Raw genomic sequence first — 13355 nt, 5'->3', positions numbered from 1 at the left:
CCATGATGAGCCTTGCCGAATACCGCCGGACTGCTGCTCGCCTTGCCGACTTTCTGCCTTGGGCGGCACTCGTCGCCCCCGGGGTCGTGCTCAACAAGGACGGCAGCCTTCAGCGCACCGCGAGATTTCGCGGACCCGATCTCGACTCCGCCGTAGCGGCGGAACTTGTCGCGGTGACATCGCGCATCAACAATGCCTTTCGCCGCCTCGGCTCTGGCTGGAGCATCTTCGTCGAAGCGCAGCGGCACGAAGCAGCTTCTTACCCCGAAAGCCAGTTTCCCAATGCGGCCTCCGGCCTGCTCGATGCCGAGCGCAAAGCCGACTTCGACGAGGAGGGGGTTCATTTCGTATCGAGCTACTTTCTCACATTCCTATTCCTGCCGCCGCCCGAAGACGCCACGCGCGCCGAGGGCTGGCTTTATGAGGGTCGCGACCAGTCGGGCGCGGATCCGGGCGAGATCGTCCGCGCTTTTGTCGATCGCACTGAGCGTGTGTTGTCCCTGCTCGACGGCTTCATGCCTGAATGCCACTGGCTCGATGACGGCCAAACGCTGACCTACCTGCATTCGACCATCTCGACCAAGCGCCATCGGGTGCGCGTCCCCGAGACCCCGATCTATCTCGATGCGCTGCTGGCCGACGAGCCGCTCGCCGGCGGGCTCGAACCGCGGCTTGGCGACAAGCATCTTCGCGTGCTCACCATCGTCGGCTTCCCGACCGCCACGACACCCGGCCTGCTTGATGACCTCAACAGGCTGGCCTTCCCGTACCGTTGGTCGACCCGCGCGATCCTGCTCGACAAGGTCGACGCTGTCCGCCTTCTGACCAGGATACGGCGGCAATGGTTCGCCAAGCGCAAGAGCATCGCCTCGATCCTGAAGGAGGTGATGACCAACGAGGCATCAGCACTCCTCGACACTGACGCCGCCAACAAGGCGGCCGACGCCGACACAGCGTTGCAGGAGCTCGGCGCCGACATGGCTGGCATGGCCTATGTCACCGCCACCGTCGCCATATGGGATTGCGACCCGCGCGTGGCCGACGAGAAACTGCGGCTTGTCGAGAAAATCATCCAGGGCCGCGACTTCACGGCCATTGTCGAGACCGTCAACGCCGTCGACGCCTGGCTCGGCTCATTGCCCGGGCACGCCTATGCCAATGTCCGCCAGCCGCCTATCTCGACGCTCAATCTCGCCCACATGATCCCCCTTTCTGCCGTGTGGGCGGGGCCGGAACGGGACGAGCATCTGGTCAGTCCTCCCTTGCTTTACGGCAAGACCGAAGGCTCGACCCCGTTCCGGTTGGTTCTTCATGTCGGCGACGTCGGTCACACGCTGGTCGTCGGCCCGACCGGTGCCGGCAAGTCGGTGCTGCTGGCGTTGATGGCGCTGCAATTCTGCCGCTACCGCAAGGCTCAGATCTTCGCCTTCGACTTCGGCGGCTCGATCCGCGCGGCGACGCTCGCCATGGGCGGCGACTGGCACGATCTCGGGGGTCATCTCACCGAAGGCCTGGACGCTGCCGTTGCGCTGCAGCCGCTCGCCCGCGTTCATGACACGTACGAGCGCGCCTGGGCGGCCGACTGGATCGTCGCGATCCTGACGCGAGAAGGCATCCAGATCACGCCGGACGCAAAGGAGCATATCTGGGCGGCGCTGACCTCGCTCGCCTCGGCCCCGGTCGAGGAGCGCACCATCACGGGGCTCAGCGTGCTTCTGCAGGCCAATGACCTGAAACAGGCGCTTCGCCCTTACTGTGTTGGTGGCCCGAACGGCCGGCTCGTCGACGCAGAGGCCGAACAGCTCGGCCAGGCATCCGTGCAGGCGTTCGAAATCGAAGGCCTGGTGGGCACGCCGGCCGCGCCGGCCGTCCTGTCCTATCTGTTTCATCGCATCGGCGACCGGCTCGACGGTCGTCCGACACTGCTCATCATCGACGAAGGCTGGCTTGCGCTCGACGATGACGCGTTCGCCGGGCAGTTGCGCGAATGGCTGAAGACGCTCCGCAAGAAGAATGCCAGCGTCGTCTTCGCCACCCAGTCGCTATCCGACATCGACAATTCGGCTATCGCGCCGGCGATCATCGAAAGCTGTCCAACCCGGCTTTTGTTGCCCAATGAACGCGCGATCGAGCCGCAAATTACCGCCATCTACCGCCGCTTTGGCCTGAACGACCGCCAGATCGAGATCCTGGCGCGAGCCACACCCAAGCGCGATTATTACTGCCAGTCCCGTCGCGGCAACCGTCTCTTCGAGCTCGGCCTGTCCGAGGTCGGGCTTGCGCTTTGCGCCGCGTCCTCCAAGAGCGATCAGGCCCTGATCGGCAGCATCATCGCCCAGCATGGCCGCGACGGCTTCCTGTCGGCCTGGCTGCGTGCCCGCGACGTCGGGTGGGCCGCCGACCTCATTCCCAACCTCTCCGTTCCCGAACCTGAAAAGGATTCCAAACCATGACTGTTCGTCAAAGCCGCCGGCGCGTCCTTCTTCTGATCGCGGCGACGCTCGCCGCGCCGATCGCGATCTCGCCGATGATGACTGCGCCAGCGCATGCCTTGATCGTGTTTGATCCATCGAACTATTCCCAGAATGTCCTGACGGCTGCGCGCTCGCTGCAGCAGATCACGAACCAGATCACCTCGCTTCAGAACCAGGCCCAGATGCTGATGAACCAGGCGCGCAACCTGGCGAGCCTGCCTTTGTCCTCGCTGCAGCAACTGCAACAGTCGGTGCAGCGCACGCAACAGCTTCTCGGCGAAGCACAGAACATCGCCTTCGACGTCCAGCAGGTCGACAAGGCATTTCAGCAGCAATACAGCAGCGTCTCGCTCTCTGCTTCCGACCAGCAACTCGTCGCGGATGCGCGCTCGCGCTGGCAAAACACGGTGGGCGGCCTCCAGGACGCAATGCGCGTCCAGGCGGGTGTCGTCTCAAACATCGACACCGGCCGCGCGCAGATGTCGGCGTTGGTCGGCGCCAGCCAGTCGGCGACCGGTGCGCTGCAGGCGACGCAAGCCGGCAACCAGTTGCTTGCGCTTCAGGGTCAGCAGCTTGCGGACCTGACAGCCCTGGTCGCCGCCAATGGTCGCGCCCAGGCGCTGACCGAAGCCGAACGTGCCGCGGCGGTCGATCAGGGTCGCGAGCAACGCCGACGCTTCCTGGCGGCTGGATCCGGCTACCAGGCCGGCTCGGTCCAGATGTTCAACCGCTGAGGTCGATCGCCATGGACGGCAAAACCTTCGCTCGCGTCGTGGCGGTCTTCGTCGCCGTCGCCATGGCGGCGACGGCGCTCGAGATGAGCCGGAAGGAAGACAAGCCGGCGGGGGAGGGGCTGCACACACCGGTGGCTTCTGGGCCTAATCCGCTTCGCGATGGCCTGCGCCGCTGCCAGGTCCTCGGCGAGGCTGCCCTGCGTGACGAAGGATGTGCGCGGCTGTGGGCCGAACAGCGTGATCGCTTTCTCGGTCTCGAAAAGCCCTCGCGGCGTTCGACGAGCGAGCCGGCCGCTTCGCGATCGCCGGATGCTGGCCTGCACGAGGTCCGATAGACATGGGCAATACCGGCGTTATCGACCAATTCCTTGCCACCTTCACCCGCTATATCGACAGCGGCTTCGGCCTGCTCGGCGGCGAGGTCGCTTTCGTCGCCACCACGCTGATCGTCATTGACGTGACGCTTGCCGCGCTCTTCTGGAGCTGGGGCGCCGATGACGACGTCCTCGCGCGGCTCGTCAAGAAGACGCTCTTCGTCGGTGTCTTCGCCTATCTGATTTCGAACTGGAATGGCCTCGCCCAAATCGTTTTCGAGAGTTTCTCCGGTCTTGGTCTCAAGGCGAGTGGAACCGGCTTTTCGGCACAGGACCTGCTGCACCCGGGCAAGGTGGCGCAAACCGGCCTCGACGCCGGACGACCATTGCTTGAGGCGATCTCCGGTTTGATGGGCTACATCTCCTTCTTTGAAAACTTCATCCAGATCGCTTGCCTGCTCTTTGCCTGGGCGCTCGTCCTGCTCGCCTTCTTCATCCTGGCGGTGCAGCTCTTTGTGACGCTGATCGAGTTCAAGCTGGCGACGCTGGCCGGTTTCGTGCTGATACCCTTCGGCCTTTTCGGTAAGACGGCCTTCATGGCCGAACGCGTGCTCGGCAACGTCATCTCGTCCGGCATCAAGGTTCTGGTGCTTGCCGTGGTCATCGGCATCGGATCCACGCTCTTCGGCGAATTCACCCAAGGCTTCGGCGGCGAGAACCCCACCATCGACCAGGCCATGGCGATCGTGCTGGCGGCGCTGTCGCTGCTTGGCCTCGGAATCTTCGGTCCCGGCATTGCCAACGGCCTCGTCGCGGGCGGACCGCAGCTCGGCGCCGGCGCGGCCGTCGGGACCGGCCTTGCCGCGGGCGGCATCGCAGTCGCAGGCTACGGAGCAGCCAGCCTCGCGGCACGAGGCGCGACAGCCGCGTTGGCGGGGGCGGCGTCGGCCGCGCGTGGCGCGACGTCACTCGCTGGCGGCGGTTCGGCCGCCTATATGCTTGGCGTCGCTGGCCAGTCGGGCGTGGCAGGCGTCGCCTCCGGCCTGGGTGGCATTGCGCGCGCTGGCGCTGCGGCGGCAGCCTCTCCGCTCAAGCGCGCCGCCGCAAACACCGGTCAATCGCTCAAGTCAAACTTTGCCTCTGGCGCCGGTTCGGCCGCTGAAATCACCGGCGGTTCGTCGACCAAGGGAACGATTGGCGGCGCCGCTGCGCCAACGGCGGCGGAACCATCCAGCGCGGGCAAGCCACCCAGCGCTCAAGGCGAGCCCGAATGGGCCAGACGCTTGCATCGTTCCCAACGCCTCGCCCACGGCGCCCAGACCGCCGCCCACGCGGTGCGCGCCGGTGACAGCCATGGCGGCGGAGCCTCGATTTCTCTTTCTGAAGGCGAATGACCCATGAACATCTTTAGGCGCCCCGCCGTCCACTATGGCAAGAGCCCTCGACCGGAAACACCCTATCAGAAGGCGCAGCAGATCTGGGATGAACGCATTGGCTCCGCACGCGTTCAGGCACGCAACTGGCGCGCCATGGCGTTCGGGTCGCTCATCCTGTCGGCGGGGCTCGCCACTTCGCTGGTCTGGCAGTCGGGCCGCGGCACTGTCGTGCCCTGGGTCGTGCAGGTCGACAAGCTGGGCCAGGCTCAAGCGATCGCGCCAGCAACCGCCGACTATAAGCCGAGCGATCCGCAGATCGCGTGGCATCTCGCCCGCTTTATCGAGCAGGTACGCTCCATCCCCGCCGATCCGATCGTACTGCGCCAGGATTGGCTGCGCGCCTATAATTGGACCACCGACCAGGGTGCTGCGGCGCTCAACGACTATGCTCGCGCTGCGGATCCTTTCTCCAAGGTCGGCAAGCAGCAGGTCGCGGTGGACATTTCTTCGGTCATCAGAGCCTCGCCGGGCTCCTTTCGTGTCGCCTGGATGGAGCACCACTACGAAAACGGTCAGCTTTCAGGCACCGAGCGCTGGACCGCGATCCTGACGATCGTGACGCAGATGCCAAGCGACGCCGAACGGCTTCGCGCCAATCCGCTCGGCATTTACGTCAACGCCATCAACTGGTCGCGGGAGATGAGCCAATGAGCCCGACATCGCGTCCTGTTGCCGGCACGACTTTCTCAAGATATCTGCTGTCGGCGCTGGTCTCGGGGACGACGCTGCTTGCGGGTTGCGCCACGCCTGCGAAGAAGCCGCCGACGATCAGCTACGATACCTACGTTCCGCCCTTGCCGCCGGCTCCGGCCGCCGCGACCGACCAAAGGCCGCGACCTCTTCGCGTGCCACCAGGCTGGGCGCCCGCGCGGGGCGGCGCCATCGGGCAAACACCGGCCGCCCGTGTCGAGAACGCAAATGCCGCGGCGCGCGTCGAACCCCGCCGTGAGGGCTACTACAACGCGATTCAGATCTACCCGTGGAGCGAGGGAGCGCTCTATCAGGTCTACGCCTCACCTGGCCAGATAACGGACATCGCGCTAGAGCCTGGCGAGAGCCTGACCGGAGACGGTCCGATCGCGGCCGGTGACACCGCGCGCTGGATCATAGGCGACACCGAAAGCGGGTCCGGCATTGCCCGACGCGTCCACGTCCTGGTGAAACCCTCGCGGGCGGACATCACAACGAACCTTATCATCACGACGGACCGGCGCAGCTACATGCTTGAGCTACGCTCAGGCGCCAAGCCCTACATGCCCGCCGTTGCGTGGTCCTATCCGGCTCCGAAAGCAGGCCTCCTGCAGACGATCGCCACAACGCCGATCATACCGCAGCTTACGGCGCGAAATTATCGCTATGGCATCACCGGCGACAGCCCTCCCTGGAAGCCGGTGAGCGCCTACGACGATGGCCGCCGGGTCTATGTCGAGTTTCCCCGCGGCATCGTGCAAGGCGAGATGCCGCCGATTTTCGTCATCGGCGCGGACGGCGAGGCTGAAATCACCAACAGCCGCGTCTATCAAAACATCCTCATCGTCGACCGCCTTTTTGGTGCGGCCGAACTGCGTCTTGGCGCCGGCAAGCGGCAGCAGGCGGTCAGGATCGTGCGTGTCGATAGAAGAACCGATGGGCTGCGGCGGGGCCCAAGCGACAGCGCCGCGTCGAAGTTGCCGAACGCAACGCTGAGGGGAGCGCTGCAGCCATGAACGAGAAGAACATGGCCGTCGAACCCATGCGGCTTCGCGCCGACCCGCCGCGTGTGACGCGTCTGTCGCGCAAGATGCTCGCAGGCATCGGCTTCGTCGCCTCGCTCGGTGTCGGCGGTGCGCTGATTTACGCTCTGCAGGATGCCAACACGCTCAAGCAGGGCGAGGAGCTCTACCCAACCTCCAATCGGCCGCCCGCCGACGGACTGGCAAGACTGCCGCGCGACTATGCCGGCCCGATCCTTGGGCCGCCGCTGCCTGGCGATCTCGGCAGGCCGATCCTCGATGCTCAGAACAAGGGGCAGGCGGTCGTGCCGCCCTCAATCGCAAGCCCCGCGATTGACGAAGCCGAGCAGCGCCGGCGAGCCGATGAGGAAGCGGCCAGAACCTCGCGCGTCTTCTTCCAGGCAACGCAAGGAGATCCCAGGCCCGCCGAAGCGTCCGCTCCTGCTGTTAACGACTTTGCCGGTCAGTACGGTCAGCCAAATGCGCAGGATCGCCAGCTTTCCTTCCTGTCCGCCGCCGCTGACCGGCGGACCGTGGCCCCGGATCACACAACGCCGCCCGCGTCACCCTATGTGCTTCAAGCCGGTGCCGTGATCCCGGCCGCGCTCATTACCGGCATCCGCTCGGACCTTCCCGGGCAGATCAGCGCTCAGGTGACCGAAAATGTCTATGATAGTCCCACCGGCCGCTCGCTGCTCATCCCGCAAGGTACTCGTATCATTGGACAGTACGATAGCGGAATTGGTTCCGGGCAGCGCCGCGTGCTGCTTGTCTGGAACAGGCTGATCTTTCCCGACGGACGCTCCATCGTGCTGGAGCGGCAGCCTGGCGCCGACGCTCAGGGCTATGCCGGCCTGGAGGATGCCGTCGACTATCACTGGGGCGAATTGTTCAAGGCTGCGGCGTTGTCGACCATTCTGAGCGTTGGCGCGCAGGCCGGTTCTTCTGACCAAGACAGCGATATCGTGCGTGCTGTGCGAAGCGGCGCTTCCGATAGCGCCAGCCAGGTAGGCCAGCAGGTCGTTCAGCGGCAACTCGCTATGGCACCGACGCTCACGATCCGGCCGGGGTTTCCCGTTCGTGTCCTTGTCACCCGCGACCTTGCCCTTGAACCATACGGAGGTTGACATGGCCAAGTTGAAACTCGCAGCGATTGCTGACGACAAGCCAGTGAAGATTACGCTGGAACTGCCGGCGCCCCTGCATCGCGATTTGGTGAAATACGCAGAGATCCTCGGGCGCGAGACCGGGCGGCCATCTGCCGATCCATCGCGCTTGATTGCGCCGATGCTTGAACGGTTCATCGCAACGGACCGCGGCTTTGCGAAAGCGAAGAAGGAGCAGGCTTAGAAGATCAGCAGGCGGCGGTGCCGCCCAACCGCGGCTGTTCTGGGGTTGCCCAGATGATCGCAACTCGGCTGCACCGCCGCTCAGATACTGGCCCGCCAGTGATACAGCAACTTGTGTGCCCGCCACCCCAGCTCTCTGGTCAGGGCCGCCACATTCTCTCCCGCCAGCATTCGCTCAGCGGCTGCTAGCTTCACCTCCCGGCTAAATCTCCGTCTTGCATCAGTCCCTCTCTCAGGGCTTCCCTTATCCTTCCAATTTGGGGTGCACTCCAACAGACAATCATCCTATTGGCGGAGGACTGCGGCGATTCGACTTTGCTCAGACTTTTCGGTTTCAGGTTCTTTTCGCTTCCTATCCACCAGTAAAAGACTTGTTCAAAGTCGGTAATTACATGGATGCGGTTAGTCGTCACGTCAGGCTCCGGCTGGCGATCGGCTTCGCTGCGGACGTTCACAGACAATTAGTAGATCACAACTAACTTGTGCGGGATTTTTGCTCGCACGCGGCCAATTGTATTTGCAGCGCAGGCCGAAACGGAGGAACTCTGTTTGGCCCCAAAATCATCCAGTCGCATTGCCAAGCCGGCGGACCAATCGGGCCTGGTTGTGCTGTCGAAACTGGCAGTCGTCTCATACGAGAACCTGGAGAGCGAGCTTCGGGCCACGAACGCGACGCTCCAAGCACAGACACGGTGTTTCGAGGCGGCGCTCGACAACATCTCGCAAGGCATTTGTTTCTTCGACGCCGACGAGCGGCTGATCATGTGCAACCGCCGCTACGCGGAAATCTATCGTGTCGCGCCCGAGAAACTGCATGCCGGCGCAATGCTCAGCGAAATCGTCGAGCTGAGGCTCGCTGCAGGAACATCGCCAATGACCGGCGAGGACTATCTCGCTTTCGCGCGCTCGATCAATGCGGGCAGCCGTTCGAAAACCTGGACTGCCGGCCTCAAGGACGGCCGCACGATCCGGGTCTGCCATCAGCCGATGCCCGACGGCGGATGGGTGGCGACACATGAAGATCTCACCGAACTCGCCGCCAGCCGCATGGTCGCCAATGAGCGCGTTTCATTGCAGGCGCTTATCGACTGGGTTCCCGACTATCTGTGGGTCAAGGATACCGAAAGCCGTTTCGTCGTGGTTAACCGGGCGCTTGCCGCGGACAGTGGCCGGCAAACGGCCGAAATGATCGGCCTGACCGATTTCGACCTGCATGCCCCAGAGCTCGCGCGGCAGTTTCGCGCCTGCGAGCTGGACCTCTTGCGCCGTGGCCAGCCGATGGTCGACGAGGAAGAATTCGTTGTCGATGCCGCCGGCGCCGGCAAGTGGCTGTCCTCGACCAAAGTGCCGTTGCGCAACGACCAGAATGAGATCTTCGGCCTGGTCGGCATCGCCCGCGACATCACACAGCGCAAGCGGGCGGACGATTTGCGAAACGGACAGGCGAAAATTTTGGAAATGATCGCCGCAAGCGCCCCGCTCGAGGATGTGCTCGACCGACTCATGCGCCTCGTCGAGTCGCAGTTGAATGGCATATTCGGCTCCGTGCTTCTGCTCGACAAGGATAGCAGCCACTTGCGCCATGGCGCGGCGCCGAGCCTGGCAAAGGACTATGCAAGCGCCATTGACGGCGTCCGAATTGGCCCCAACGTGGGGTCTTGCGGCACCGCCGCTTATCGCCGCGAACCCGTCATCGTGACCGATGTGATGAGCGATCCACTCTGGGACGATTATCGCGACATCGCAGCCCCGTACGGCTACCGCTCGTGCTGGTCGACGCCGATCCTGTCGCATACCGGCGCGGTGCTGGGGGTCTTTGCCATGTATTCGATGACAGTGCGCGGGCCGGACGAGAGCGAGACCAGCCTCATCGACTTCACCACCCGTATCGCCGGCATCGCCATCGAGCGCAAGCTTGCCGAAGACCGCATCCACTTCATGGCCAACCATGACACGCTGACCGGGCTTCCCAATCGCGCCTTGCTGGGGGACCGGCTTTCGCAAGCGATCCTGTATGCGCAGCGCTATCACCGTTGGGTGAGCGTGGTGTTCATCGATCTCGACAATTTCAAGCTCGTTAATGACACGCTGGGCCACAATGCCGGAGACACGCTGCTGAAAACTGTTGCCGACCGGATGGTCGAATGCGTGGGGGCGACCGACACCGTCGTGCGGCTCGGCGGCGATGAGTTCGTCGTCGTGCTTTTCGACCAGGACCCGGATGGTGAGCTTGTTGCCGCGACGGTGCAGAAGATCCGTGCGGCGATCGCGGAGCCGGTTCAACTGGGCGAGCATCATCTCAGGACGACAGCCAGCATGGGCGTGGCGAGCTACCCCAAGGACGGGGCGAATGCCGATGCGCTGCTGGCCAATGCCGATGTGGCCATGTACCGGGCCAAGGAACTCGGCCGCGACAATTTTCAGTTCTACGCGCCCGAATTCAACGCCAGCAGCCACGAAAAATTCCTGCTGCAGGAGGAGTTGCGCAACGCGTTGTTGCGTGCCGAATTCACGCTCCTGTACCAGCCGCAAGTCGATCTTCGCTCAGGTCGTGTATTCGCGGTCGAGGCGCTGATCCGCTGGAAGCATCCGGCGCTGGGGCTGATCTCGCCGATGAAGTTCATTCCGATGGCCGAGGAGACGGGCTTGATCGTGCCAATCGGCGACTGGGTGCTGCACGAGGCCTGCCGACAGAACAAGGCCTGGCAGGACGCGGGGCTGCCGCCGATGGTGATGTGCGTCAATGTGTCGGCGCGACAATTCAAGGAGAGCAACCTGATCAATGGTGTCGTTGCGGCGCTGGAAAATAGCAGCCTGGAGCCGAAATACCTTGAGCTCGAACTGACCGAGAGTCTGATCATGCAGAATATCGAGACGGCGGTCGCCACGATGAACGCGCTACAAAATCTGGGTGTCCAGATCTCGATCGACGATTTCGGAACGGGATATTCGAGCCTGAGCGCGCTCAAGACTTTCCCGGTGGCGCGCCTGAAGATCGACAAGTCATTCATCAACGACCTCGCCACCGATGCGAATGACCAGGCCGTGGCCAGCGCCATGATCTCGCTCGGCCAGAAACTGAACCTCAGAGTCATTGCCGAGGGCGTCGAAACGGACGAGCAGCTAGCGTTCCTGCGCAAGAACAATTGCGATGAAATACAAGGCTATCATTTCAGCAAGCCGGTCGCCGCCGAGGATATCGTCAAATTGCTCAACTGAGATCGAGACGACCACACACTTCACCAGAAATGAGAGATCACCGCCAGTAACAAAAACGTCTTCGCTCCCAGCCGTGGACTTCCACACGCAAGCTATCTTCTAGCGAGAAAGGTTGCTGCACCTGGCTTCATTCGGTTTTTCAATCTGGCGATATCTGGCCAGCGGATCATGCCGCGATTTGCAGGGCGCGGAAGCGCTCGAGCATTTGCGGCCGGTTGAACGGCGTTAACAGGTCGCCATGGGCACCGGCCCACTTTGCCCTCATGATCGGAGCTTCTTTTGCATGCCCTTTAGGGAAGCGGCAAAGGCGGACTAGCGCACCGTGGCGAGTTGTCACCGTATCGAGCCAGCACGGCCTGAAGCGCTTCGATCGCTTCATCCGGCACCTTGCCATCCGGCAAGACGAAGAATTCATGGCTCTGCCGGCCTATGTAATCGGGCACGATTTGAAACCGGTAGGCAGGGAGCGCTGCGTGGAGATCCTTAGCCAGATCGTCAACAAGCTTTGGGGTGACCGCGCACATGCGAGGAGGCACAACGATCATGCCGGTGGCCGGCTTAGAAGTCATTGGTGCCTGATCCGTCAAAAGATACCGGCGGCCGACGCATACCTGGATTTGGGGTCCGCACATGAAAGCGTCGGCCGCCAGTTTGGGCGGGGGCGTCTCAAATGACGCAAGGGTAGACTAGGCGCGTTGGGGGCACCTTCAATCAAGTTGCCGCGATATGGTGAACAGGCGGTTACTATCCACAGGGCGACTGACTGCGGAGTTCGGCCGCCAATGCTTCGAGCGCTTCCGCATCGTGTGCGTAGTTGGCTGCATCGCCCCGCCATCACCTATTCGGGCCGGCTCTACCGCGCTCTCAATCCGGTGTATGCCCGCAAGCCTATGTCGGAATGGGGTGCCGAGCTTTATGGAGGGCGCTTCAATCCCAAAGGCATGCCGGCGCTCTATGCATCGACCGCGGTCGTGCCGGCTTTGCGCGAGGCCAACTAAGTGGGTGATCTGCAGCCGACGACACTGGTCGCTCGAGGCCGTCTTCGAGCGGGCGACGCCACTGCTCTTATAGCGTGGGTCTCCATACGCGGCTCTCGCGGACCCGACGTAGCGCGATCAGATGAGAGGCCATGGCGAGGCGCATACGCAGCGATTTGCCCGTGAGCTGGTCGCGCGAGGCTACAATGCCTGCTTGTGCCGAGCTTCGCCAAGGGCGCAGCAATCGGCGACCTGAAACTCGTTGCGGGGCGATGGGTGACGCTGCCCCATCCAGTCTCGAGCTGATCGACGACGAGCCCGGCTCGGTTGATCTAGCCGGCGGCTGCCCGCGCTGGCGCCGACTTCTGCCTCGCTCGTGGACCCCGCGGAACAGATGCTTTTGGGCATTCAGCGAGTTTGTGGAAACGAGGGGCGGCATCAAGACCGACTTCACCGACATAAGATGTCTCGTCTGAAGGATCAGGCAAAGGAGATGTTCGACAGACAGTTTGGAGATCGGCATTCTCGGCAAGGCCGGCTCTCTTGCCGAGGAGACTGCCACCATCGGGATGCCCGGTTGCATTCTCATACCTTAGGAATGCCCTCGGCAGTCGTTTTGTCGGCTTCCGCAGCTAGGGCGTTCGCCAGCGTTTCGAAATGGCGAGCAAAACGCATCGAGTTCGGCGCGGGATTGGTCAATCTCCGGCTTCGCCGCGGGAGGCTCCCAAGCAATCCAAAGGGAATTCCTCGACCCGGGCGCTGGTGCGGCGATGAATGGTTCGGCCGCCTGCCTGAATGCCGGCGCCTCGTAGGGTACCCGCCGAACCCGCCAGCGATCTGCGGCCACCTCCTTCATCGATGCCTTGGCGTTGGTGATGATGGGGCCGTTGGGAAGATGCACTGCGCGACCGTTTCGTGGCAAGGTCTTCCTCATGTCGCTTCCAGTGGGATCGTTGAATAAACATCCCGAGCGTTTCTAGATTCCGATCGGTTCCATAGCTTCCAATCGCCGAACCAGGCTCCTTCGGGCTCCGGATCTAGTGCTATGGGGACACACGTCACTGTCCTGCTTCCTTGATGCTTTGCCTTCCCTTAAAATCCCTATCGGACAAGAGAGGAGTTCCGCCGTGAGCGAAGATG

General features: G+C 63.1%; 11 protein-coding genes. 10 read left to right on the top strand and 1 reads right to left on the bottom strand.

Annotated features, from left to right (window positions below; translation table 11 throughout):
* Positions 1-2 precede the first annotated feature (2 nt).
* Genes trbE through LB538_RS25690 form a run of 8 tightly spaced genes read left to right on the top strand, consistent with a single transcriptional unit; the run spans position 3 to position 8020 of the window.
* Positions 3-2453, top strand: coding sequence for a conjugal transfer protein TrbE (trbE, locus tag LB538_RS25725; protein WP_224532329.1), 2451 nt, complete (start codon positions 3-5; stop codon positions 2451-2453).
* On the top strand, positions 2450-3208 hold the full coding sequence (gene trbJ / locus LB538_RS25720; protein ID WP_224532330.1) for a P-type conjugative transfer protein TrbJ: 759 nt from the start codon (positions 2450-2452) through the stop codon (positions 3206-3208). Before trbE ends, trbJ begins: the two co-directional genes overlap by 4 nt.
* A gap of 11 nt (positions 3209-3219) precedes the next feature.
* Entirely contained in the window at positions 3220-3543 is a 324-nt protein-coding gene (gene trbK-alt, locus LB538_RS25715) for a putative entry exclusion protein TrbK-alt (protein WP_224532331.1), read from the top strand.
* Positions 3544-3545: 2 nt separating this feature from the next.
* Entirely contained in the window at positions 3546-4916 is a 1371-nt protein-coding gene (trbL, locus tag LB538_RS25710) for a P-type conjugative transfer protein TrbL (RefSeq protein ID WP_224532332.1), read from the top strand.
* A 3-nt stretch (positions 4917-4919) separates the two neighbouring features.
* A complete protein-coding gene (gene trbF, locus LB538_RS25705; RefSeq protein ID WP_224532333.1) occupies positions 4920-5609 on the top strand; it encodes a conjugal transfer protein TrbF in 690 nt (229 codons plus the stop codon).
* Positions 5606-6664 carry a P-type conjugative transfer protein TrbG gene (gene trbG / locus LB538_RS25700; RefSeq protein WP_224532334.1) on the top strand — a complete coding sequence of 353 codons (1059 nt, stop codon included), beginning with the start codon at positions 5606-5608 and terminating at the stop codon, positions 6662-6664. The genes trbF and trbG overlap by 4 nt, the downstream gene beginning before the upstream one ends.
* Positions 6661-7797 carry a TrbI/VirB10 family protein gene (locus LB538_RS25695; RefSeq protein WP_224532335.1) on the top strand — a complete coding sequence of 379 codons (1137 nt, stop codon included), beginning with the start codon at positions 6661-6663 and terminating at the stop codon, positions 7795-7797. Before trbG ends, LB538_RS25695 begins: the two co-directional genes overlap by 4 nt.
* 1 nt (position 7798) lies before the next feature.
* Positions 7799-8020: a DUF2274 domain-containing protein gene (locus tag LB538_RS25690; protein WP_224532336.1), complete on the top strand. Its 222-nt coding sequence runs from the start codon at positions 7799-7801 to the stop codon at positions 8018-8020.
* Between the two features lie 80 nt (positions 8021-8100).
* Here the strand turns inward: LB538_RS25690 and LB538_RS29400 are convergent, their stop codons facing one another.
* Positions 8101-8292 carry a transposase gene (locus LB538_RS29400; RefSeq protein WP_224532337.1) on the bottom strand — a complete coding sequence of 64 codons (192 nt, stop codon included), beginning with the start codon at positions 8290-8292 and terminating at the stop codon, positions 8101-8103.
* Between the two features lie 276 nt (positions 8293-8568).
* Here LB538_RS29400 and LB538_RS25680 point away from each other — a divergent pair, with 276 nt between their 5' ends.
* On the top strand, positions 8569-11238 hold the full coding sequence (locus LB538_RS25680) for an EAL domain-containing protein (RefSeq protein ID WP_224532338.1): 2670 nt from the start codon (positions 8569-8571) through the stop codon (positions 11236-11238).
* Positions 11239-12020: 782 nt separating this feature from the next.
* Positions 12021-12236, top strand: coding sequence for an RES domain-containing protein (locus LB538_RS29295; protein ID WP_318011899.1), 216 nt, complete (start codon positions 12021-12023; stop codon positions 12234-12236).
* The last annotated feature ends 1119 nt before the right edge of the window (positions 12237-13355 follow it).

The sequence above is a fragment of the Mesorhizobium sp. Ca11 genome, assembly GCF_020165275.1.
In the GTDB taxonomy this organism is placed as follows: domain Bacteria; phylum Pseudomonadota; class Alphaproteobacteria; order Rhizobiales; family Rhizobiaceae; genus Mesorhizobium.
This window is presented reverse-complemented; position numbering and strand designations above follow the sequence as displayed.

What these genes read in the sequence shown, in the direction of transcription:
- trbE (WP_224532329.1), top strand. Translation starts at nt 3, where the DNA reads ATGATGAGCCTTGCCGAATACCGCCGGACTGCTGCTCGCCTTGCCGAC.
- trbJ (WP_224532330.1), top strand. Translation starts at nt 2,450, where the DNA reads ATGACTGTTCGTCAAAGCCGCCGGCGCGTCCTTCTTCTGATCGCGGCG.
- trbK-alt (WP_224532331.1), top strand. Translation starts at nt 3,220, where the DNA reads ATGGACGGCAAAACCTTCGCTCGCGTCGTGGCGGTCTTCGTCGCCGTC.
- trbL (WP_224532332.1), top strand. Translation starts at nt 3,546, where the DNA reads ATGGGCAATACCGGCGTTATCGACCAATTCCTTGCCACCTTCACCCGC.
- trbF (WP_224532333.1), top strand. Translation starts at nt 4,920, where the DNA reads ATGAACATCTTTAGGCGCCCCGCCGTCCACTATGGCAAGAGCCCTCGA.
- trbG (WP_224532334.1), top strand. Translation starts at nt 5,606, where the DNA reads ATGAGCCCGACATCGCGTCCTGTTGCCGGCACGACTTTCTCAAGATAT.
- LB538_RS25695 (WP_224532335.1), top strand. Translation starts at nt 6,661, where the DNA reads ATGAACGAGAAGAACATGGCCGTCGAACCCATGCGGCTTCGCGCCGAC.
- LB538_RS25690 (WP_224532336.1), top strand. Translation starts at nt 7,799, where the DNA reads ATGGCCAAGTTGAAACTCGCAGCGATTGCTGACGACAAGCCAGTGAAG.
- LB538_RS29295 (WP_318011899.1), top strand. Translation starts at nt 12,021, where the DNA reads ATGCTTCGAGCGCTTCCGCATCGTGTGCGTAGTTGGCTGCATCGCCCC.